We start from the raw sequence: 22,330 nt of genomic DNA, 5'->3' as shown, positions 1-22,330 counted from the left end.
TCACGACGCCGACCTCGGGGGTGGGCCAACTGCCGGAATCCCCAAGGCTTTCGGCGTTCCCCCGGACGGCCGAACACGCCGGGTCAACACCCACGCCGACCCCCTCGAACGGAGACCACCGCCTGGCGTGTCAACTTCCAGCCGTCGCCGTGTCGTTCGACGTAGCCGAGCGCTCTGAGTTCGTACAGTCTCGCGATCGCGTCGTCCGGTGTGGTCCGGGCCTCGCGGGCGACCTCGTCGACCGCCGCCGGTCTGCGGGCGGGCAGCGCGGCCAGGACCCGCCGGGCGGCCGGCTCCAGCAGATCTCGCGGCAGCACGGGGCCACGCCGGTCGGGGGCCAGCTCACCCATGTCACCGACCAGTTCGACGACCTCCGCGGCGTCGGTGACCAGCACGGCCTCTCCCCGCAGCAGTTCGTGCACACCGGCGGAGAGTCCGCTCGTGGCCGGCCCCGGTACCCCCATCGTGTGCCGGCCCAGCCGCTGGGCCGCCCGAGCGGTGACCAGCGAGCCGCTGCGGTAGGCGGCCTCGACGACGACCGTGCCCCGGGTGAGTGCGGCGATCACCCGGTTGCGCAGGATGAACCTGGTCGGGGTCGGATGGTCGCCGGGCGGCAACTCGCCGATCACCAGACCCTGTTCGGCGATCCTGTTGATCAGCACCGTGTGGCCGCGCGGGTAGGGCTGGTCGACCCCGCAGGCGAGGACGGCAACGGTGGCGCCACCCGCGCCGAGGGCGCCCCGGTGGGCGGCGCCGTCCACGCCGTAGGCACCGCCCGACACCACCACCCAGCCCTGTTCGGCGAGGCCGGCGGAGAGGGTGGCCGCCATGTGGGCGCCGTACTCGGTGCAGGCGCGGGCACCGACGACGGCCACCGACCGCAGCGCCCACATCCGCAGACTGGGCCGCCCTCGCACCCAGAGCCCCAGCGGCCGGGCGTCCCCCAGCTCGTCCAGCGTCCCCGGCCACTCGGCGTCTCCCGGGCACACGAACCGCACCCCGGCCTCCCGCGCGAGGGCCAGGTCCCGCTCCGGCTCGGCCTGCGCGGCCCGCGCCCGCAGTCCGGCCCAGCGCCGCGCGGTCACCCCGGGCAACGGCTCCCCGTCGTCCCGCAGCCGGCGCACCACCTCCGGCACGCCCCGCTCCCGCACCCACTGCCCGCCCACCTCGTCGCCGGGCTCGAGGACGCGCCCGAGGAAGACCCGGGCGAGCCGGTCGCCCGCCGGCTCGCCGCCGTTCACGTGAGGGCTCCGAGGGCCATCGGCACACCGCGCGGCACCCCCGTGCGCAGCTGGAGTGCCAGGTTCACGTCCATCAGGCCGGGCCGGTCGTGTCCGACCAGGTCGGCGACGGTCCAGGCGACGCGCAGGACCCGGTCGAGCCCCCGGGCGGTCAGCACGCCTCGCTCCAGGCTGCGCTCGGCCTCGTCCATGGCACCGATCGCGGCATGCCAGCGGTTGCGCAGCTCCCGCCCCGGCACCTCGCTGTTGGTCCGCCACGGAGTGCCCGCCAGCCGGGCCGCCGCACGTTCCCGGGCGGCCCTGACCCGGTCGGCGACGATCGCCGTGGACTCGCCTGCCGGACCGCGGTGCGCGAGCTGGGCCCGGCTGACCGGGTCGACCTCGACCCGCAGGTCCACCCGGTCGAGCAGCGGGCCGGAGAGCCGTGCCTGGTAGCGGCGGATCGCGGAGGGCGGGCACTCGCACAGGGTGTCCCGCTGCGAGAACCGGCCGCACGGGCAGGGGTTCGCCGCGAGCACCATCAGGAACCGTGCCGGGAACCGCACCACTCCGGCGCTGCGCGCGATCACCACGTGCCCGGCCTCCAGGGGCTGCCGCAGGGCGTCGAGTGCGTGGCTGCCGAACTCCGGGGTCTCGTCGAGGAAGAGCACCCCTCGATGGGCCAGCGAGACGGCGCCGGGGCGGGCGAACCCGGCCCCGCCCCCGACCAGCGACTGCAGCGTGGCCGAGTGGTGCGGGGCGCAGTACGGGGCCACGTCGATGAGGGGCTTGCCCGGCGGCAGCAGCCCGGCCACCGAGTGGACCGCGGTGACCTCCAGCGACTCCTGCCGGCTCAGCCGGGGCAGCACGGCCGGCAGGCGCTCCGCGAGCATGGTCTTGCCGGTACCGGGCGGTCCTTCCAGGAAGAGGTGGTGTCCGCCGGCCGCGGCCACCTCCACCGCGGTCCGCGCCGAGCTCTGTCCGACGACGTCCGCGAGGTCGTGCTCCTGGTCCGGATGGGCGGCTCCGATGCCGTGCATGCCGGTGGCCGCTCCCGTGCCGGGCATCCGCAGGCCGGCCAGGAGCGGATCCGGGCGGCCCGCCTCGTCCGGTTCCTCGTCGGGGACCGGCTCGTCGGCGAGGATCGCGATCAGCTGCCGCAGGCTGCGCACCCCGAGCACGGACACGCCGGGGACCAGTGCCGCCTCGGCGGCTGCGCACTCCGGCACGACCACCTGTTCGTATCCGGCGTCGGCCGCGGCCAGCACGGCGGGCAGGATGCCCCGGACCGGGCGCACCCGCCCGTCCAGGCCGAGTTCTCCGATCATGACGATGTCGGCGAGCACCCGCGGGTCGATCCGTTCGGCCGCGCCGAGCACGGCACTGGCGATGGCCAGATCGAAGCCGCTGCCGGCCTTGGGCACCGATGCCGGGCTGAGGCCGACGGTGAGCTTCTTCTGCGGCCAGTCGCCGCCCGAGTTCGCCACCGCCGCCCGTACCCGGTCGCGGCTCTCGGTCAGGCTCTTGTCCGGCAGCCCCACCAGCGTGAACGCCGCCACTCCCGGTTCGAGGTCGGCCTGCACCTCGACGACGACCCCTTCGACGCCCACCAGCGCCACCGAGCACGTACGCGCGAAGCCCATCTCAGGCCACCCCCCGCGCGTGCTCGACGACGGCCGCGCCGCGGCGGGGCAGGACGACGCCGACCAGATCGATGCGGACGCCGCCCGGCGGGGCTCCCCCGTGCGCCTGGACCCACCGCTCGGCCAGGCCGCGCAGCCGTTCGGCCTTCTCCGGTGTCACCGACGCCATCGGGTGCTGGAATCCGCCGCCGCTGCGGGTCTTCACCTCGCAGACGACCAGGACGTCACCGTCCCTGGCGACGATGTCGATCTCACCGGTCCTGCCGCAGCGCCAGTTGCGCTCCAGGACCGTCATCCCGGCCTGGACCAGCCGTCGTGCGGCCAGTTCCTCGCCGTACCTGCCGCGTGCGCCTCGGGCCAGATCCGTGTGGGTGTTCATGTGGGCACCACCTCCGGCACCCACGTTCACGCATCCGCCGCCACGAAAAAGATCTTGGTGGACAACCAGAGGGCTGTGGAAAACCCCGTCACCCGCACGAGCGCTCCCCTACGGGATTCAGCTCCCGGGAAGCTCCAGATCGCTCTTGTTGAGCTCCTCGATGTTCACGTCCTTGAACGTGAGCACCCGTACCTGCTTCACGAAGCGGGCCGGCCGGTACATGTCCCACACCCAGGCGTCCGCCATCGACACCTCGAAGAACACCTCACCCTGGACCGAGTGCACCTGCATCTCGTAGTCGTTGGTGAGGTAAAAACGCCGCTCGGTCTCGATCACGTATTTGAACAGACCGACGACATCGCGGTACTCCCGGTAGAGCTTCAGCTCCATCTCGGTCTCGTACTTCTCGAGGTCCTCGGCGCTCATGGCATGTTCCCCTTCAGCCGTGCGATCTCCTCATTGTGCGCCAGTCCCGTGCGCCTCTAGACGATTTCCGTGTCCAGGGTTACGGGTCCGGCCGGAGGACCTTCGTCGAACAGCCTGCGCAGCAGCTCGGCGAGTCTGGTCGGATACACCGTCTCATGTGTCCGCGTCAGTTCCTCACAGGTCCACCAACGCGCTCCGGCGACGCTGCGCCGCTCCAGCTCGGTCAGGGCCGTGGCACGGGTCGCCGTCACCGTCGTACGGGCCAGGTAGTACCACTCGTCCTGGTCCCAGCGGCGGCCCGCGAACGGGAAGGAGCACATCCGCCGCCACAGCACCGGGCCGAGGTCGACCTCGGTGATGCCGGTCTCCTCGACGAGTTCCCGCAGAGCCGCCTCCTCACGGGTCTCGTCGCCCTCCACGCCGCCACCCGGGGTGAACCACCACTTGTCGGCCGGGTCGTCCGGTTCATGGCCGTGCAGCAGCAGGATGCGGTCCTGCGGGTCGAGGAGGACGACCCGGGCCACCTTGCGCAGCCCGCCCTCGTACGAGTCGACGCCCGCGCCCGTCGGCTCGTCCGTGGTCTCAGCGGGCACCGGCCGCCTCCGGCCGGGCACGGCGGCCGGACGTCCGCTTGGCGATCGGGCCGTACGCAGCGCCACCGAGGACCAGCACACCACCGGCGACGATCAGCCAGCCGATCGTCCCCAACGGACCGGGCTGGGAGAGGGCGCCGAGCGTCTTGAAGCCGGTGGGGCGCTCCAGCATGCCGTTCATGGGCCAGACCACGGCGTCGACACGGGCCGCGACGGCGCTGCGCGCGACCGTGCCCTGGGCCGCGTCCGTGAGGTGGGCGGTGGAGTCCAGGGAACCCTCCCGCTCGTCGCCGAGCAGGAAGAGCCGGCCGTCCGGGACCTTCACGGTCGGGAAGTTCTTGATCTCGGCCAGGCTGCCCGCGGGCAGGTACGGCTCCTCGATCTGCTCGCCGTTGACGGTCAGCTTGCCTTCGGTGCAGCAGGAGACCGTGTCGCCGCCGACCGCGACGACCCGCTTGACCACGGGCGCGTTGCTCGCCCAGGTCTTGTCGGTGAAGACGACGACGTCCCCGCGGCGCACCTCGTCGCCGTCGACGCGCTGGGCCAGCACCCGGTCGCCGGCGGCGATCGTCGGGCTCATGGAGCTGGTGGGCACGGTGTACGGCCGGTAGATCAGGGCTCCCCATCCGAAGCCGCCGAGGAACAGCACGAGGCCCAGTGCGACGGCCAGTCCGGACAGACGCTGTCCGGTCCGGCTGCCCACCGGGCCACTGTTGGTGCCACCGCCGCTGTGCGGGGCCGTACGCGTAGTGCTCTCGCCACCCATGGATCCGCACCCTACCCGGCGGTACCGAACCGGGTCAGCCCTTCCTCCCCGGTCTTCCCGAGCCTTGGTCACAAGCTTGGGAAAGGGTTTGCCGAGTGGCGGCCGCGCAAAGGCCGGAAGGTCAGCGAGCCGCGGAGTCCTCCGTGCGCCGGCGACGCCACAGGACGACGGGGACGACGCCGACGAGGGCGAGGCCCTGCGGAGCGACCGTCAGGGCCGCGGGTCCGGCGGACTGGGTGTTCAGGCCGTCCTGGTCGAAGGTGTCCGGCACCGGCAGCGTGCCCCAGCGGGTGAGCGGCCAGGCCTTGACGACGGCACGGCCGACGACCTGGTCGACGGGCACCATGCCGTGGTTCTTGTCGGACTGGTTGTAGCGCGAGTCGCGCGAGTTCTGACGGTGGTCGCCCATGACCCAGATGAAGCCCTTGGGGACCTTCACGGTGAACTGGCCGCCCTGGTCGTCCTGGCTGCACGGGGTGTTGCCGGCGTACACGTACGACGCCTCGTTCAGCGCCTTGCCGTTGACCGTGAGCGGGCCCGTGCCCTTGCACGAAATGGTGTCGCCGCCGACCCCGATGACCCGCTTGATCAGGTCCTTCTCCTCGGCGGACGGCATCAGGCCGATCCAGCTGAGGACGGTCTGGAAGGCGTTCGGATCGACGGTGGCCTCGCCCGCCAGCCAGTTGTCGGGGTCGTGGAAGACGACGACCTCGCCGCGCTCCGGCTCGGAACCGAACCACGGGGTCAGCTTGTCGACGAGGACCCGGTCACCCTCCTTGAGGGTGTTCTCCATCGAAGCGGACGGGATGGAGAACGCCTGCACGAGAAACGTCTTGATCAGCAGCGCGAGGACGAGCGCGATACCGATCAGGATCGGCAGCTCCTTCCAGAAGGAGCGGGGCTTCTTCGGCTTCGGGGCCGGACCGCCGGACCCTTCGCCACCGCTCCGGGGCGGCTCGTCCGCCGGCGGGCCGTCGCCGCCCGCCGCCGGGTCACTCCCGGAGGTCACGGCGCTGTCGGAAGCCGGGTCGGCGGCTTCCACGGGATGACCGCGGTACTCCTCGCCGTCGTGCCCGGACCGTGCGCCAACCGCCACATCCCCCACGCCAACTCCTCACTCTGTGCCGCTGCCTGCCCCACGTACGACGCAGGCCCACTACTCCCATAACGAGCGGGAGTTCCGCAGGGCTCGGGAGTTGTCGAACCGATCCATTCGGATCGCCGGGGGCAACCCTATGCGACAGCTCGGCGGACGCGGTCGCCGTGGCGGCCGAGCCGGTCACGGATGCGAAAGTTTGCGGTTCCTTGAGACGGACCCAGTGCCCCAGCGGCCAGGCGATGACCATGGCGCGCCCCACCACCTCGTCCTCCGAGACGGTGCCGCCGTAGTCGGTGTTCTGGTGGGCCCGGGAGTCGGCGGAGTTGGCCCGGTGGTCGCCCATCACCCACAGCCGCCCCTGGGGGACGGTGATGTCGAACGACGTGCTGGAGGGGTCGTTCCCGGGATACAGATACGCCCCCTCCTCCAGGGGCACGCCGTTGACGGTGACCCGCCCCTGCGTGTCACAGCACACGACGCGGTCGCCGCCCACCCCGACGACCCGCTTGATGAGGTCCTTCTCGTTGTCGGACGGCAGCAGACCGATGAAGGTGAGCCCTTCCTTGATCTGCTTGACGACGACCGGGTCCTCCTTCTTGACGGTGGTCTGCTCGTCGTTGAGCCAGCCGCCGGGGTCCTTGAAGACGACGACGTCCCCGCGCTCGGGCTTGGAGCCGAACCACGGGGTGAACTTGTCGACCAGGACGCGGTCGCCGATCCGGATCGTCTGCTCCATGGAGCCGGACGGGATCACGAAGGCCTGCACCAGGAAGGTCTTGAGGACCAGGGCTATCAGGACGGCCACACCGACCAGCAGCGGTATCTCGCGGACGGCCGAACGCCTGCGCTTGCGCTTGACCTTGCGCTGGAGCTTGCGCCGCTCCGCGCGCGTGCGACCGCTGCCCGCGCTGGAGGTGCGCCTGGCGCCGGTGGGCAGCAGGTTGTCGGCGGCGCTGGTCGGGATGCCGCGCGGCCTTCCACGGTTACCCATGGGCGCCCTCCGCGCCGGGCACGCGCGCGTAGGCGCTCGGGCGGGGCAGGCGGGTGAGATGCGCGTAGGGCCAGAGGATCCAGTCGGCGCGGCCGATCACCCGTCCGACGGGGATCATGCCGCCGCCGGGTGAACCGAGGTGGTCCCGGGAGTCGCTTGAGTGGCTGCGGTGGTCACCGAGGACGAACAGGGTGCCCTCGGGCACGATGACGTCGAAGTCCACCGTGGACGCGCCGTCGCCGGGATACAGGAACGTCGACTCGTCGACCGACCGGCCGTTCACCTTGATCCTCCCCTCCTTGTCGCAGCAGACCACGTGATCTCCCCCTACACCCACGACGCGCTTGATGTAGTCGAAGTTCCCGAAGTACCCGGCGCCGTCGAACACGACGACATCGCCGCGCCGCGGCTCGGCACCGAAACGGTACGCCAACTTATTTACGAGAACGCGGTCGCCGATCCTCAATCCGTTTTCCATGGATCCGCTGGGAATCTGGAATGGTTGCGCCACGAAAGCGTTGAGGACCAGCAAAGACAGCAGGCAGATCAGCAGGGTCAGACTGATCCGGCCGCCCGGGAGCCACTGCGTGATCCGCCCCGCCAACGCGAAACGCGACCGTCCCTCCGGTCCTTCCGCCTTTGGGGTCTCCTGGGAGACGTCCGCGGGAACGGAAGGGTGGGAGGAGCGGTCGCGCTCCGTCGTCGGCTGAGCTTCGGTGTCCATCGGGGCCAGATGCTATCCGGCCGCTCCATGAACCCCTGAAGGCACTCAGTTGTCGCGCTTCTCCTTGATCTTCGCGGCCTTGCCGCGCAGCTCGCGCAGGTAGTAGAGCTTGGCGCGACGCACGTCACCGCGGGTGACGAGCTCGATCTTCTCGACGATCGGGGTGTGCACCGGGAAGGTGCGCTCGACGCCGACGGAGAAGGAGACCTTGCGGACCGTGAAGGTCTCGCGGACACCGGCGCCCTGGCGGCGGATGACTACGCCCTTGAACTGCTGCACACGGGAGCGGTTGCCCTCGATGACGCGGACGTGGACGTTGACGGTGTCACCCGGGCGGAAGGCCGGGACGTCGCTGCGCAGCGACGCGGCGTCGACAGAGTCGAGCAGGTGAGACATTTCGTCTGCTTTCTTCGCTGATGCCACAGGTCATCAACGGAACTAGATGTTCGAGGATTGAGTGCCGTGTGCCCGTCGAGGCGGGCGTCGTGTCCCCCTGCGGCAGGGGCGCACACCGGACGGCGCACAACAGCGACCTATTGTTCCACGTCGTCGGTCCTGCGCCAAAATCGACCGTACGGCGCACCCTCCGGATCGGGCGTCCAGCCCAGGATGGAGAGCATTTCTCGGTCCTTCTTGTCGAAGGTCCTCGGCTCGCAGCGCTCGATCAGGTCGGGCCGGTTGGCCGTCGTGCGCCGCAGGGCCTCGTCCCGGCGCCAGCGGGCGATCTTGCCGTGGTGGCCGCTGAGCAGCACCTCGGGGATCTCCCTGCCGCGCCAGGCGGGCGGCTTGGTGTAGACGGGGCCCTCGAGCAGGTTGGCCATGGCGCCGGGGGCGAAGGAGTCGTCGCGGTGGGACTCGGCGTTGCCGAGCACGCCGGGCAGGAGGCGCGCCACGGCCTCGGTGACGACCAGGACGGCGGCCTCCCCGCCGGCCAGGACGTAGTCGCCGATGGAGATCTCGTAGACCGGGATCCGGGTGGCGTACTCGTCGATGACCCGCCGGTCGATGCCCTCGTAACGGGCCGGGGTGAAGATCAGCCAGGGGCGCTCGGAGAGCTCGACCGCGAGTTCCTGGGTGAAGGGCCGGCCGCTGGGGGTCGGAACGACGATCGCGGGCGCGTGCGCGCCCCGCTCGTAGCCGTCGGCCAGGACGGTGTCGAGGGCGTCACCCCAGGGGTCGGTCTTCATGACCATGCCGGGGCCGCCGCCGTAGGGGGTGTCGTCGACCGTGTTGTGCCGGTCGTACGTCCACTCCCGCAGGTCGTGCACCTGTACGTCCAGCCGGCCACGCGCGCGTGCCTTGCCGACCAGGGAGACGTTCAGCGGGTCGAGGTACTCGGGGAAGATCGTGAGAACGTCGAGGCGCATTACGGCCGGTCCCCGTCCTCGGCCGCGTCCCCGTCCGAGCCCTCGGCCGCGTCCTCGTCCCGCGCGGACGCGATCTCGGCCCGGTCGTCGATCAGACCGGGCGGCGGGTCGATGACGGCCCGCTGTTCCTCGAGGTCGATCTCGGTGACGATCGCCTCGACGAAGGGGATCATCACCTCGCTGCCGTCTGGCCGCTCGACGATGAAGAGGTCCTGGGAGGGCAGATGCGAGATCTCGGTGATCCGGCCGACCTCGAGGCCGTCCTTGGTGACCACGTCCAGGTCCATCAGCTGGTGGTCGTAGTACTCGTCCTCCTCCTCGGGCAGCTCCGCGGGATCGATCTCGGCGATCAGGAGGGTGTTGCGCAGGGCTTCGGCGGCGGTGCGGTCCCGCACCCCTTCGAAGCGCAGGAGGAGACGACCGCTGTGGACGCGGCCGGTCTCGATGGTCAGCGGGCCGGTCGAGGCCGGGTCCGTGGCCAGGACGGCGCCGGGCGCGAGCCGCTGCTCCGGCTCGTCGGTGCGTACCTCGACGGTGACCTCGCCCTTGATGCCGTGGGCGCGGCCGATCCGCGCGACTACGAGCTGCACTTCTGAAGATCTCCTGTCGTACCTGTCGTACCTGTCATCACGACTGCCGTAACGACTACGGGCCGGGGACGGCCAGTGGCCCTCCCCGGCCCGAGCCGGTGCTGCGAAACGCGTCAGCGGACGTGATCCACGTCGACGAGGTCGACGCGGACGCCACGGCCGCCGATGGCGCCCACGACGGTGCGCAGAGCGCGTGCGGTGCGGCCGTTGCGGCCGATCACCTTCCCGAGGTCGTCGGGGTGTACCCGGACCTCGAGCACCCGCCCACGGCGCAGGTTGCGCGAGGCCACCTGCACATCGTCGGGGTTGTCGACGATGCCCTTCACGAGGTGCTCAAGCGCCTCTTCGAGCATGCTGCTCAGGCCTCGGTCGACTCGGACTCGGCGGCAGCCTCGTCCTTCTTCTCAGCCTTCTTCTTCTGGGTGATGGCCTCACCCTTGCCCGAGTCGTCGCCACCGAGGGCCTCGAACACGGGGCGAGCCTTCTTCGGCTCGGCGACGAGCAGCGGCGCCGGGGCGGGCTCGCCCTTGAACTTCTGCCAGTCGCCGGTCTTCTTCAGAATGGCGAGCACCGGCTCGGTCGGCTGCGCGCCGACACCCAGCCAGTACGCCACGCGGTCGGCGTCGACCTCGATGATCGACGGGTGGTACGTCGGCTGGTACTTGCCGATCTCCTCGATCGCACGACCGTCACGACGGGTGCGGGAGTCGGCGACGACGATGCGGTAGTGAGGCGCGCGGATCTTGCCCAGACGCTTCAGCTTGATCTTGACTGCCACGGAAGTGGTGTCTCCTGGTCTTGACGTGGTTGGGCACGGCGAGATGGCCGCGTGGGGTTGCGGTACCCGAGTGCCCGATGGACGCGTCAGCCGGAGGAGAGAGGGGTCCTGTGCGACTGTCGAGTACAGCTAGCCATTGTGCCACACCGCGCGGGTCCCTTCCGGCCGCGGGTGGTTTCCGGGCATGCGGCAGAAACGCCCGGCGCTTGCGGGGCGCCGCCTTAGACGGCCCCCCGCATCACGCTGAACCGGCAGCCACGAGATGCCGGTGCATGACGGCACGCGCCTAGGCCGCGCCCGCGATCTCCGGGATCCGGAACGGCTTGCCGCAGCCCCCGCACACGATCGGCGCCTGGGCCAGGACCGACGGGACGACCCGCACATTGCGGCCGCAGTCGCACACTGCCTTGACCCGGACGCCGCCGCCGGAGGAGCCGTGCCGGGCCGCCGGACCGCGGAAGCTACGGGTGGTGTCGGAGGAGGTGGCCGCCAGATGGGCCTTGAGGGCCCGCTGGAGGCGCTCGATCGTCGGCCGGTAGCGCCGCTTGGCCTCGGGGTTGAGCGTGACCAGGGAGAAGCCGCTGCTGGGGTGCGGCTCCTCGGGGTGGTCCAGACCCAGTTCCTCGGCGATCGCGAGGAATCTGCGGTTGTGGTAGCGGCCGGCGCGGGAGGTGTCGCGCACGCCGCGGGCTGCGGCGATGCCATGGACTGCCTCGTGAAGCAGTCGCTCGAAGGAGAGCTCGTGACCGCAGGCGGACGACGACTCCCCGATCAGGGACTCTGGCGCGGCAAGATCCGGCAGCTCGGGGTGGTACCGCTGAATGTCGGCCCACGCCTCTGCCAGCTCTGCGGCGAGAACAGGTGGTGTCTGTGTCGTGCTCACGTAATGACAACGAGCGGGGGTGCCCCTGTGTTCCTATTCCGGGCCATCCCAAATAATTTGCACGTACCAGTCAGTTGCCGCTGATGCGTCCTGACGAGGGCGGGTGCGCTGATCTGCGGAGAAGCCTCACAGCTCCTACCAAGGTGGTGCGTAGGCCCACGTACGACCCGGCGCGTAGACGATGTCCGCACGCCGGGGTAGGGATGTTCCGCAGGGGCGCAAGAGACGTTTCGGTCGCTCTCGCGAGCGGAGGGCGCCGTCTCAGTAAGCGCGCGCGACGATCGCGACGTTACCGGGGGCGTCCCCGTCGTCCGGCACCGACCCGTCCTCCGCGACCAGACAGCGCACGGTCAGCGACTGCTCGGCCAGCCTGGCCTCGCCTTCTTCGCCGAGGGTCGCCCACGGGACGCGCGCCCAGCCGCCGGCGACGGCCGCCTCGGCCGCCTCCTCGATCGTCGAGACGTCCGTCGTGCGGGATTCGCGGCGCTCACGGGACTGCTTCAGCAGCAGCGCCTGGTCCGCTTCGAGGACGGCGGGCAGCAGGGCCTCGATCGCGTCGATCGCCACCGGCTCCTTGCCTCCCGGGATGCGCCGGGCCAGCATCGCGGTGCCGTTCTCCAGGTCACGGGGGCCGATCTCGACGCGGACGGGCACGCCCTTGAGCTCCCAGTCGACCGCGCGCCGCCCGAAGGGGACGTCGGTGCGGTCGTCCACCCGGACGCGGAGCCCCGCCGCCTTCAGCCGGTCGCCCAGCTCGCGGACCTTGGCCAGAACCGCCTCGTCGCCCTTGATCGCGAGGACGACGACCTGGATCTGCGCCAGCCGCGGCGGCACCCGCAGCCCGTCGTCGTCGCCGTGGGTCATCACCAGGGCGCCGATCATGCGGGTCGTCGAACCCCAGGAGGTCTGCCAGACCAGTTCCTGGGTGCCGTCCTTCGTCAGGTAGCGGGTGTTGAAGGCCTTGGCGAAGTTCTGGCCCAGCTCGTGGCTGGTGACCATCTGGAGGGCCTTGCCGTCGCCCATCATGCTCTCGAGGGTGAGGGTGTTGACGGCACCCGCGAAGCGCTCCTTGACCGTCTTGCGGCCGGAGACGAAGTCGATCGCGAGGACGTTCTCCAGGAAGTCGCCGTAGACCTCGCGCTGGATGCGCGCGGCGAAGTCGCGGGCCTCCTCGTACGTGGCGTGCGCGGTGTGCCCCTCCTGCCAGAGGAACTCGGAGGTTCGCAGGAAGAGACGGGGCCGCAGCTCCCAACGGACCACGTTGGCCCACTGGTTGATCAGCAGGGGCAGGTCGCGGTAGCTCTGCACCCACTTGGAGAAGTACTCGTTGACGATGGTCTCGGAGGTGGGCCGGACGACCGCCGGCTCCTCCAGCTCCTTGCCGCCCCCGTGCGTCACCACGGCCAACTCGGGTGCGAATCCCTCGACATGGTCCGCCTCGCGCGTCAGGTAGGACTGCGGGATCAGCAGCGGGAAGTAAGCGTTCTCGGTGCCCGTCTCCTTGATGCGGGCGTCCATCTCCGCCTGCATCCGCTCCCACAGTCCGTAACCGTACGGTCGGATCACCATGGTGCCGCGCACCGGTCCGTTGTCGGCCAGTTCCGCCTTGTTGATCAGATCCTGGTACCAGCGGGGGAAGTCGTCCGCCCGCGGGGTGAGAACGGGAGCCTTTGCCATGGCGCGATGGTACGGCCCCAAGTTGCCGGAATGTGAATTCTCGCCACAGGCACAGCCGGCGCACAAGCGGGGCCCCGAGACCCCTGGACGCCGTCGCGTACGGGGAGTTACCTGGCATACGGGGGAAGTGCGAGCGCACTGCACGGGGGCCACCTGATCGGTTACTGCGGCAACTCTCGGCGGATTGGGGCGCTTATCCATGACACCTACGCTCGTGCGGCAGCACCTGCCACTCGCGGGGCCGACGCCCCGCGCGGACCCGGGTGCACGCGCGCGTGACTGGTCGGAGATCCAGGAGCGGATGCTGGTCCCGCTCTACGAGGCCGTCTACGAGCGACTGGACGTGGGGCCCGGCACCAGGCTCCTCGCCCTCGGCTGCGGTTCGGGGCTCGCCCTGCTGATGGCGGCCTCCAGGGGCGCGGCGGCCCTCACCGGTGTCGAACCCTCCTCACCCGAACGGCTGACCCTCGCGCGCGAGCGCCTGCTGCCGAAGGAGCCCGGGGAGCGGGGCGCGGGCGCGCGTGGGGGCGGTGGCGGCATCCGCCTCACGGACCGGTTACCGAAGGACACGGCCGGCCCTGGCACGCGCGCGTACGACCTGGTGACCGCGTTCGAGCCGATCGGGTGCCTCGCCGGCGACGCGGACGGGCTCGGCGGTCTGCTCGCGGCCACGACACCGCTCGCCGCGCGCGGGGCGCCGGTGGTGCTCGTCGGCTGGGGTCCACCGGAACGCTGTGCCACGTCCGCGGTGTTGCGGATCGCGACCAAGCTGGCCGAGCCGCTGCGCGGCAGCACGGTCCGGCTGCGCCCGGCGCTGCGCGACGACCTGGAGGAGGTCGCCGGGCGGGCCGGTCTGAGGCCGGACGGATCGGGGCGGGTGGCCTGTCCCTTCGGGTACGCCGACGTGGAGAGCGCCCTCAAGGGCCTGCTGTCCACCGGGCTGTTCGACGCGGCGGTCGCGGCGACGGACCAGGCGCAGGTCGACAAGGAACTGACCGAGGCGCTGCACCCCTACCGGCGCCCGGACGGGACGGTGTGGATGCCGAACGTGTTCCGGTACCTGATCGCGCGGACTCCCTGAAGCTCCCGCGTCGCCCGAGGACCACACCTCCCCGTGGGTCTGCGCCGGCCGCGTGACGCCCGCGCCGGTGCGCGTGCCCGCGCGCGGCCGCTTCCCGTCCGTACGCCGTGTGGGGCGCCCCTCCGCGAACGGAAGAGCGCCCCACACGGCGTACGGACGGGCTCGGCTCGGTGCCGAGCCGCTGCGGCGGGCGTCAGCCCATGAACTTCTTGAACTCGTCCGGCAGCTCGAAGTCCTGGGCGCCCTGCTGCGGCAGCCCGAGCGCGTTGCCGCCCTGGGCCTGGGCCTCGCGGCGCTGGGCCTCCTCCAGCTCCTGCTGCTTGCGCTTCATCGGGTTGCCGGAGCGCTGCTTGCCCTTGGCCTGCTTCGGCTGCTTCTTCTGCCGGCCGGCGCCGCCACCCATGCCCGGCATGCCCGGCATCCCGGGCATGCCGCCGCCCTGGGCCATCCGGGACATCATCTTGCGGGCCTCGAAGAACCGCTCGACCAGGCCCTTCACCGCGCTGACCTCGACACCGGAACCCTTGGCGATACGGGCGCGGCGCGAGCCGTTGATGATCGTCGGCTCGTGACGCTCGGCGGGGGTCATCGACTTGATGATCGCGGCCGTGCGGTCGACGTCACGCTCGTCGAGGTTGGCGATCTGGTCCTTGATCTGGCCCATGCCGGGCAGCATGCCGAGCAGCTTGCTGATGCTGCCCATCTTCCTGACCTGCTCCATCTGGGCCAGGAAGTCGTCCAGGGTGAAGTCCTGGCCCTTCTTGGACGCCAGCTTGGAGGCCATTTTCTCGGCCTCTTCCTGACTGAACGTCTTCTCCGCCTGCTCGATCAGGGTGAGCAGGTCACCCATGTCGAGGATGCGGGAGGCCATCCGGTCGGGGTGGAAGGCGTCGAACTCGTCGAGCTTCTCGCCGTTCGAGGCGAACATGATCGGCTTGCCGGTCACCGAGGCGATCGACAGGGCCGCGCCACCGCGGGCGTCACCGTCGAGCTTCGACAGCACGACACCGTCGAAGCCGACGCCGTCGCGGAAGGACTCGGCCGTGTTGACGGCGTCCTGACCGATCATCGCGTCGACGACGAAGAGGATCTCGTCGGGCGAGACGGCGTCGCGGATGTCCGCGGCCTGCCGCATCAGCTCGGCGTCGATGCCGAGCCGTCCCGCGGTGTCCACGATCACGATGTCGTGGACCTTGACCTTGGCGAACTCGATCGAGTCCTTGGCGACCTGGACCGGGTCGCCCACCCCGTTACCGGGCTGCGGGGCGTACACGGCCACGCCTGCGCGCTCGGCGACGACGCTGAGCTGGTTGACGGCGTTGGGGCGCTGGAGGTCACAGGCGACGAGCAGCGGCGAGTGGCCCTGCTCCTTCAGCCAGCGGCCGAGCTTGCCGGCGAGGGTGGTCTTACCGGCACCCTGGAGGCCGGCGAGCATGATCACGGTCGGCGGCTGCTTGGCGAACCGCAGCCGCCGGGTCTCGCCACCGAGGATCGTGACGAGTTCCTCGTTGACGATCTTCAGGACCTGCTGGGCGGGGTTCAGCGCCTTGGAGACATCGGCGCCGAGAGCGCGTTCCTTGACGTTCTTGATGAACGTGCGGACGACCGGCAGGGCCACGTCCGCTTCGAGGAGTGCGATGCGGATCTCGCGCGCCGTGGCGTCGATGTCCGCTTCGCTCAAGCGCCCCTTGCCGCGCAAGTTCTTGAAGGTCGCTGAAAGGCGATCGGAGAGAGTATCGAACACGGCGGCGTCGGTCCTCGGAGTCGGGGGCAGTCTGAGCGTCTTCCAGGGTATCCGGCCGCGCAAGACATTCGTCCCCGCCTGCTGCAATCAGCGGGCGGGGACGCGTGCCACGCGGCACACGGTCACGCCCGCAGTGTCTCCTCCAGCTTGCGGGTCACCGAGGCGGCCTCGTCGCCGGGCAGCGGCGCGCCCTCGGCCCCGGTGACGTAGAAGGCGTCCACGGCGTTCGCGCCGAGGGTCGAGACATGCATGCTGCGGACCCGCAGTCCCTCGTCCTCCAGGGCCCGGCCGATCCGGAACAGCAGCCCCGGCGCGTCCTGCGCGCGTACCTCGATGACCGTCGCGTGCCGGGAGGCCGCCGGGGCCACCGTCACCCGCGGCGGAGGCGCGACCACGCCCCGCCTGCGGGGGTAGGCGGCGTCCCGTTCCGCGAGCCGTCCGGCGATGTCCAGGGAACCGTCCAGGGCGCGGACCAGGTCGGCGCGCAGCCGGGCCGCCTGGGGCAGCGAGCCGTACTCGGCGGCGACCCGCCAGTTCAGCAGCAGGACGGAGCCCTCGACCCCGGTGGGCAGGTCCAGGGCGCGCAGCTCCGCGGTGCGGACGGTCAGCCGGTGCATGGCGAGGACGCCTGCCACCGCGGGCAGCACGCCCGCCTGGTCGGGCACGGCGATGAGCAGTTCCACCCCGAGCGGCTCGGGGTCGCCCGCCGGCCCGTCCTCCGTGGGGGGCTCGGTCTGGGCGCGCAGGGCCAGCACCGGGCTGCTGGTGGCGACCGCCTCGATGGCGAGCCGTTCCTGCTCGGCGGTGGGCGCGGCGGCGTCGGGCTCGTCCGGCTCGTCCCCGGCGAGCACCGCCGCCACCCGCTTGACCAGGTCCGCCACGAGCGAACCTCGCCAGGACGACCAGGCGGCGGGGCCGGTGGCCAGCGCGTCCGCCTCGGTGAGCGCGTGCAGCAGCTCCAGGGTGCTCTGCGAGCCGACCGCCTCGGCGACCGAGCGGACCGTGGCCGGGTCCTCCAGGTCGCGCCGGGTGGCCGTCTCGATCAGCAGCAGGTGATGCCGTACGAGCGTGGAGAGGACGGCGACCTCGGCGCGGTCGAAGCCGATCCGGGCGGCGACGTCCTTGGCGATGATCTCGCCCGCGACCGAGTGGTCGCCCGGCCAGCCCTTGCCGATGTCGTGCAGCAGCGCGGAGACCAGCAGGAGGTCGGGGCGGCTGACCCGGCGGGTGAACTCGGAGGCGCGGACGGCGGTCTCGATGAGGTGCCGGTCGACGGTCCAGATGTGCACGGCGTTGCGCTGCGGGCGGCAGCGCACCCGCTCCCAGTCGGGCAGCAGCCGCGTGATCAGGCCTTCGGCCTCCAGCGCCTCCCAGACCTCGATGGTGGGCTGTCCCGAACCGAGCAGGGTGACGAGCTGCTCACGGGCCTCCGCGGGCCAGGGCGTGGGCAGCGGGCGCACGGTGGCGGCGAGGCGCCGTACGGCGTGCAGGGAGAGCGGGAGACCGGCCTGGGCGGCGGCGGCCGCGGCGCGCAGCGGGAGCACGGGGTCGCGTTCGGGGCGTGCGGCACGGGCGAGCACCACCTCGCCGTCCTGCTCCACCACCCCCTCGGCCAGCGGGGACCGTTCGGTGGCGGGCTTGGCACCGCCCCCCAGCATGGCGCGCAGCCGCGGCCGCACGGCGCGTGAGCGCAGCACGCGCCCCACTTCGCGCCAGGTGACATCGCTCGCATACGAAATGACGCGGGCCGCCTCGTACACCTGCCGCAGCAGCGTGTCGGCGTCCAGCAGGCCCAGCTCCGCGGCCACCTGATCCTGTTCCTGGAGGGCCAGGCGGTCGGTGGCGCGGCCGGTGGCCAGGTGCAGGGCGTCCCGCACGTCGAGGAGCCGGCGCCGGGCGTCGTCGAGTCCCTCGCGCGGCGCGTCGGCCAGCCAGGAGGCGGCGACGGCCCGCAGCGCGGTGGCGTCCCGCAGCCCGCCCCGCGCCTCCTTCAGGTCCGGCTCCAGCAGGTACTGGAGCTCGCCCTGGCGTTCGGCGCGCTCGACGCAGAGCTCCTGGAGCTCGGGGAGGCGTTTGGGCGCCTGGTTGCGCCAGTCGGCGAGGACGGCCGTACGCAGTCCCGCCGTGAGGCCGGGGTCGCCGACGAGGTGGCGGGCGTCGAGGAGGCCCAGCTGGACCTTGAGGTCCTCCCCGGCGGTCTTGCGGGCCTCGGCCGGGGTGCGGACGGAGTGGTCCAGCGCGAGGCCCAGGTCCCATACGGGGTACCAGAGCCGGTCGGCGAGGGCGGCGACCGCCTTGGGGTCTGCGCCGTCGTGCAGCAGCAGGAGGTCCAGGTCGCTGCGCGGGGACAGCTCGCCCCGGCCGTAGCCGCCGACGGCGACCAGGGACACGCCCTTCAGGTCCTCGGTACCGGCCGTGAAGAGCCCCGACAGCCAGTCGTCGGTCAGTTCCGCGAGGGCGGAACGGCGCGGCGGCCCGGACCGCGCCCCCTCGGTGAGGAGGCGCAGCCGGGCCGCCGCGTAGCCGCTGGGTCCCGAGTCCTCTGCATCCTTGCGCACGTCCGTACTCGTCACCCAGCGACTCCTGTTCTGTTCTGCCGTCAGAGCGCGTCCGGGCCGCGCTCGCCGGTGCGGACCCGTACGGCCGTCTCGACCGGGAGGGACCAGACCTTGCCGTCACCGATCTTGCCGGTACGGGCCGCCTTGACGATGACGTCGATCAGCTGCTCGGCGTCGTCGTCCTCGGCCAGCACCTCGATGCGGATCTTGGGAACGAGGTCGACCGTGTACTCGGCGCCGCGGTAGACCTCGGTGTGTCCCCGCTGTCGACCGTAACCGCTGGCCTCGGTGACCGTCAGACCGTGGACGCCGAAGGCCTGAAGGGCTTCCTTGATCTCGTCGAGCCGGTGGGGCTTGACGACGGCGGTGATGAGCTTCATGCGTCCACCTTCTTGCTCGCGTCGGTGACCGCGGTCGGGAGGGCGGTCGTGCGGGCGGCGCCGCCGCCGGCCCCGCTGAAGTCGTATGCGGTCTCGGCGTGCTCGGCCTGGTCGATGCCGGCCACCTCGTCGTCCTCGGAGACCCGCATGCCGATCGTCTTGTCGAGGAGGAAGGCGAGGATCGCGGAGACCACCAGCGAGTAGCCGAGGACCGCGAACACACCGGCGCACTGCTTCCAGAACTGGTCCAGGCCGCCGCCGTAGAAGAGGCCCTCGACGTCGGACTGGCCCTTGCCGCTGGCGAAGAGGCCGATCAGCAGGGAGCCGACGACACCGCCGACCAGGTGGACGCCGACGACGTCGAGCGAGTCGTCGTAGCCGAACTTGTACTTCAGGCCGACGGCCATGGCGCACAGGACACCGGCGATGGCGCCGACGGCGATCGCGCCGAGCGGGGAGACCGCACCACCGGACGGGGTGATGGCGACCAGACCGGCGACCGCACCGGAGGCGGCGCCCAGCGTGGTGAACGCGCCGTGCCGGATCTTCTCGTAGACGAGCCAGGCCAGCATGGCGGCGGCGGTGGCGACCTGCGTGTTGACGAACATCAGCGCGCCGACGCCGTCGTCGTTGCCGAGCCACGAGCCGGCGTTGAAGCCGAACCAGCCGAACCACAGCAGACCGGCGCCGAGCATGACCAGCGGCAGGCTGTGCGGGCGCATCGGGTCCTTCTTGAACCCGACGCGCTTGCCGATGACGAGGATCACGCCGAGGGCCGCGGCACCGGCGTTGATGTGCACCGCCGTACCACCGGCGAAGTCGATGACACCCAGCTCGAAGGCCCAGCCGCCGGCGCCCCAGACCCAGTGCGCGACCGGGAAGTAGACGACCGTGGCCCACAGGGCGACGAACAGCGCCCACGCGGAGAACTTGACGCGGTCGGCCAGCGCACCGCTTATCAGGGCGGGCGTGATGATCGCGAACATCATCTGGAAGACCATGAACACGAAGATCGGGATGGTGTAGCCGTCCCACAGCTGCGTCAGGCCGATGTTGCTGAGACCGACCCAGTCGGAGTTCCAGCCGATGAGGCTGCCGGAGTCGGTGCCGAAAGCGAGGGAGAAGCCGTACAACACCCACAGGATGGTGACGATGCCGATGCTGATGAAACTCATCATCAGCATGTTGAGCGTGCTCTTGACGCGGACCATGCCTCCGTAGAAGAAGGCGAGGCCCGGGGTCATGATCAGCACCAGGGCGGAACAGATGAGCATGAAGCCTGTGTTCGCGGACGACAGCGTGGGTGCGTCCGCCGCAAGCGTGATGGCTGCTGCCATCGGCGTCTCCTCGTCGTAGGTACGGCCCCGTGCGGGCGAAGCCAGAGCGGGTCGTGAGGGGTGGGCCGGTTATGCGCCATGAGATTCGCGCAGCGCCGTTTCGGTGGACGCCCCTCGTTGTTTCGCCGCTGTGACGAAGGCGCCTCGTGCGTTACGCCTCGATGAACTGACTGATGTTCGCCGAATGGATCGTTATCGTGGCGCAACCTTCGGAGAACGCAATAAACCGGCCGCGGGCGGCCTTCCGAATGACCTGGCATGGGGGAGCCGAGTCGGGCAGTTCGGGAGGGCCGGCCGCGGCCGGAGTCCAGGGTCGTGCGCTGTGGATCAGCCGGATCAGACCGCTTCGGCCGTCTCCGGCAGCTCGATGGTGAGGCGCTCGGTCAGGTCCACGACCTCGGAGAGATCCCCGAAATCGCGTACGGCGCTGTCGACGGTCTTTCGGATACGAGTGTTGACGCGCTCGGAGCGCACCTTCTTGGCCTCCTTCATGGCCTGGGTGGCGAGGGTGGCGCTCTGCTCGGGCTCGTGCTGGAGGAGGTGCACCGTGGCCATGCCGATCAGGTTCAGCACATAGGACCGCTGGTGGTCGTGGTCGCCCGCGAACAACTGCACGGCCTTGCGCATCAGGGGCTCGGCCAGCGAGGCGTAGGTGGGGCTGCGGCCGGCGACATAGGCGAGGTCGCGGAACGAGTGACTGTTCTCGCCGTAGAGCTCGGCCTCGGAGAAGAAGCGGATCCAGTCGGGGTCCGGCTCGTCCCACTCGTCCGACTCGGCGAAGGTGTCCTCGGCCATCCGCACCGCCCGCTTGCACCGGCCGGGCTGCCCCATGTTGGCGTAGGCGCGGGCCTCCATCGCATACAGCATGGACTGGGTGCGCGGGCTCGCGCAGTCCCGGCTGCCGTACTGCGCGAGGTGGATCAGTTCCAGGGCGTCCTCGGGCCGGCCGAGGTGGATCATCTGACGGCTCATGCTGGACAGCACGTAACTGCCGAGCGGCCGGTCGCCGGCCTCCTTCGCCGCGTGCAGGGCGAGCACGAAGTACTTCTGCGCGGTGGGCTGGAGCCCCACGTCGTAGCTCATCCAGCCCGCGAGCTCCGCCAGTTCCGCGGCGACCTTGAAGAGCCTCCTCGCGGTGGACCCGGGCTGCGGCTCCTGGAGGAGGTCAGTGACCTCGTGCAGCTGCCCGACGACCGCCTTGCGGCGCAGCCCGCCGCCGCACTGGGCGTCCCACTGCCGGAACATCACGGTGGTGGACTCCAGCAGGTCCAGCTCGGGCCGGGAGAGCCGGCCGCGGGCCCGGCTGGTCGGCATCGAGTCCGGTTCCTCGAGCGGGGCCGGCGGCGAGGGGACGAGCCAACGCTGCATGGGCTCGATGAGGGACGGGCCCGCGCACAGGGCGAGCGAGGTCCCGAGGAAGCCGCGCCGCGCCAGCATCAGGTCGCTGCGGGAGAACTCACTGAGCTGGGCCACCGTCTGCGGGGCCGTCCACGGCAGGTCGACGCCGGTCACGGAAGGCGCCTGGCGCGCGGCGCGCAGCCCGAGGTCCTCGACGGAGACGACACAGCCGAACCGCTCGGAGAACAGCTCGGACAGGATCCTGGGGATGGGCTCGCGGGGGTTCTCGCCGTCCAGCCAGCGACGCACGCGCGAGGTGTCCGTGGAGATGTGGTTGGCGCCCAACTGGCGCGCTCGGCGGTTCACTTGACGGGCGAGTTCGCCCTTCGACCAGCCGCTGCGCACGAACCACGAGGAGAGCAGCTCGTTCGGGCGCTTGTCCCCGCCCGCAGCGTTGTTTCCGCTTCCGCCGTTGCCGCTCACTGGAACGCCCCCATCCCTGAGACCACTTGTCACTGAGTGCGCCAAGCCTTATCAGAATGCCGGTAAATACGGCCTGCCGTACGGTACTTGTCACCCTTCGAACGGAAAGCCGACTTGCCTCCGGCATACCCACAAGCGCATGTGCCTCCAGGACCCGCACACTCAAAGTAATCCTACGATCACGGCTCCGGCCACGAGGATCCCGGAATCGCCACCATTCGCCACCCCTTCGAATGAACTCCCGGTGGCTCATACGCGATTCACTTGACATAG

General features: G+C 70.9%; 22 protein-coding genes. 1 reads left to right on the top strand and 21 read right to left on the bottom strand.

Going from position 1 to position 22,330, the window contains the following annotated elements:
• Positions 1-83: 83 nt before the first annotated feature.
• From dprA to proS, 16 genes are all read right to left on the bottom strand, one after another.
• A complete protein-coding gene (dprA, locus tag QQM72_RS02295; RefSeq protein WP_314219064.1) occupies positions 84-1,241 on the bottom strand; it encodes a DNA-processing protein DprA in 1,158 nt (385 codons plus the stop codon).
• Complete coding sequence (locus tag QQM72_RS02290; RefSeq protein WP_314219063.1) at positions 1,238-2,863, bottom strand: YifB family Mg chelatase-like AAA ATPase; 1,626 nt, start codon at positions 2,861-2,863, stop codon at positions 1,238-1,240. The genes dprA and QQM72_RS02290 overlap by 4 nt, the downstream gene beginning before the upstream one ends.
• Position 2,864: 1 nt before the next feature.
• Positions 2,865-3,242, bottom strand: coding sequence for a YraN family protein (locus QQM72_RS02285; protein ID WP_314219062.1), 378 nt, complete (start codon positions 3,240-3,242; stop codon positions 2,865-2,867).
• Between the two features lie 117 nt (positions 3,243-3,359).
• The gene (locus QQM72_RS02280) at positions 3,360-3,668 is read right to left on the bottom strand and encodes a DUF2469 domain-containing protein (protein WP_005311352.1); all 309 of its coding nucleotides are present in this window, start codon (positions 3,666-3,668) and stop codon (positions 3,360-3,362) included.
• A 56-nt stretch (positions 3,669-3,724) separates the two neighbouring features.
• Complete coding sequence (locus QQM72_RS02275; RefSeq protein WP_314219061.1) at positions 3,725-4,261, bottom strand: NUDIX hydrolase; 537 nt, start codon at positions 4,259-4,261, stop codon at positions 3,725-3,727.
• Positions 4,251-5,027 (bottom strand): signal peptidase I, encoded by a 777-nt coding sequence (gene lepB / locus QQM72_RS02270; RefSeq protein WP_314219060.1) that lies wholly within the window; start codon positions 5,025-5,027, stop codon positions 4,251-4,253. The genes QQM72_RS02275 and lepB (QQM72_RS02270) overlap by 11 nt, the downstream gene beginning before the upstream one ends.
• A gap of 121 nt (positions 5,028-5,148) precedes the next feature.
• Entirely contained in the window at positions 5,149-6,132 is a 984-nt protein-coding gene (lepB, locus tag QQM72_RS02265; RefSeq protein WP_314219059.1) for a signal peptidase I, read from the bottom strand.
• Complete coding sequence (gene lepB, locus QQM72_RS02260; protein ID WP_314219058.1) at positions 6,020-7,117, bottom strand: signal peptidase I; 1,098 nt, start codon at positions 7,115-7,117, stop codon at positions 6,020-6,022. The genes lepB (QQM72_RS02265) and lepB (QQM72_RS02260) overlap by 113 nt, the downstream gene beginning before the upstream one ends.
• A complete protein-coding gene (lepB, locus tag QQM72_RS02255; RefSeq protein WP_314219057.1) occupies positions 7,110-7,841 on the bottom strand; it encodes a signal peptidase I in 732 nt (243 codons plus the stop codon). The genes lepB (QQM72_RS02260) and lepB (QQM72_RS02255) overlap by 8 nt, the downstream gene beginning before the upstream one ends.
• Positions 7,842-7,886: 45 nt before the next feature.
• Positions 7,887-8,237 (bottom strand): 50S ribosomal protein L19, encoded by a 351-nt coding sequence (gene rplS / locus QQM72_RS02250; protein ID WP_020128707.1) that lies wholly within the window; start codon positions 8,235-8,237, stop codon positions 7,887-7,889.
• Between the two features lie 137 nt (positions 8,238-8,374).
• A complete protein-coding gene (gene trmD, locus QQM72_RS02245; protein WP_314219056.1) occupies positions 8,375-9,208 on the bottom strand; it encodes a tRNA (guanosine(37)-N1)-methyltransferase TrmD in 834 nt (277 codons plus the stop codon).
• Positions 9,208-9,798: a ribosome maturation factor RimM gene (gene rimM / locus QQM72_RS02240; RefSeq protein ID WP_314219055.1), complete on the bottom strand. Its 591-nt coding sequence runs from the start codon at positions 9,796-9,798 to the stop codon at positions 9,208-9,210. Before rimM ends, trmD begins: the two co-directional genes overlap by 1 nt.
• Before the next feature lie 113 nt (positions 9,799-9,911).
• Positions 9,912-10,151, bottom strand: coding sequence for an RNA-binding protein (locus tag QQM72_RS02235; RefSeq protein WP_003973401.1), 240 nt, complete (start codon positions 10,149-10,151; stop codon positions 9,912-9,914).
• A gap of 5 nt (positions 10,152-10,156) precedes the next feature.
• Positions 10,157-10,576: a 30S ribosomal protein S16 gene (gene rpsP / locus QQM72_RS02230; RefSeq protein ID WP_054239730.1), complete on the bottom strand. Its 420-nt coding sequence runs from the start codon at positions 10,574-10,576 to the stop codon at positions 10,157-10,159.
• A 286-nt stretch (positions 10,577-10,862) separates the two neighbouring features.
• Positions 10,863-11,459 (bottom strand): hypothetical protein, encoded by a 597-nt coding sequence (locus QQM72_RS02225; RefSeq protein ID WP_028806665.1) that lies wholly within the window; start codon positions 11,457-11,459, stop codon positions 10,863-10,865.
• A 261-nt stretch (positions 11,460-11,720) separates the two neighbouring features.
• Complete coding sequence (proS, locus tag QQM72_RS02220) at positions 11,721-13,136, bottom strand: proline--tRNA ligase (RefSeq protein ID WP_314219054.1); 1,416 nt, start codon at positions 13,134-13,136, stop codon at positions 11,721-11,723.
• A gap of 199 nt (positions 13,137-13,335) precedes the next feature.
• Between proS and QQM72_RS02215 the strand changes: the two genes are divergently transcribed.
• Positions 13,336-14,217: a class I SAM-dependent methyltransferase gene (locus QQM72_RS02215; RefSeq protein WP_314219053.1), complete on the top strand. Its 882-nt coding sequence runs from the start codon at positions 13,336-13,338 to the stop codon at positions 14,215-14,217.
• 193 nt (positions 14,218-14,410) lie between these two features.
• Here the strand turns inward: QQM72_RS02215 and ffh are convergent, their stop codons facing one another.
• The 5 genes from ffh to nsdA all read right to left on the bottom strand — a co-directional run bounded on the left by ffh (position 14,411) and on the right by nsdA (position 22,057).
• The gene (gene ffh, locus QQM72_RS02210) at positions 14,411-15,961 is read right to left on the bottom strand and encodes a signal recognition particle protein (protein ID WP_028806666.1); all 1,551 of its coding nucleotides are present in this window, start codon (positions 15,959-15,961) and stop codon (positions 14,411-14,413) included.
• 122 nt (positions 15,962-16,083) lie between these two features.
• Positions 16,084-18,534, bottom strand: coding sequence for a [protein-PII] uridylyltransferase (locus QQM72_RS02205; RefSeq protein ID WP_314219052.1), 2,451 nt, complete (start codon positions 18,532-18,534; stop codon positions 16,084-16,086).
• Positions 18,535-18,560: 26 nt separating this feature from the next.
• Positions 18,561-18,899 carry a P-II family nitrogen regulator gene (locus QQM72_RS02200; protein WP_003997576.1) on the bottom strand — a complete coding sequence of 113 codons (339 nt, stop codon included), beginning with the start codon at positions 18,897-18,899 and terminating at the stop codon, positions 18,561-18,563.
• Positions 18,896-20,236, bottom strand: coding sequence for an ammonium transporter (locus tag QQM72_RS02195; RefSeq protein WP_314219051.1), 1,341 nt, complete (start codon positions 20,234-20,236; stop codon positions 18,896-18,898). The genes QQM72_RS02200 and QQM72_RS02195 overlap by 4 nt, the downstream gene beginning before the upstream one ends.
• A 336-nt stretch (positions 20,237-20,572) precedes the next feature.
• Positions 20,573-22,057: a transcriptional repressor NsdA gene (nsdA, locus tag QQM72_RS02190; RefSeq protein ID WP_314219050.1), complete on the bottom strand. Its 1,485-nt coding sequence runs from the start codon at positions 22,055-22,057 to the stop codon at positions 20,573-20,575.
• Positions 22,058-22,330 lie beyond the last annotated feature (273 nt).

This window comes from Streptomyces zaehneri (assembly GCF_032248645.1).
In the GTDB taxonomy this organism is placed as follows: Bacteria; Actinomycetota; Actinomycetes; order Streptomycetales; family Streptomycetaceae; genus Streptomyces; species Streptomyces coriariae.
The sequence above is the reverse complement of the archived record's forward strand: the minus strand, read 5'-3'. Positions and strand labels throughout refer to the sequence as shown.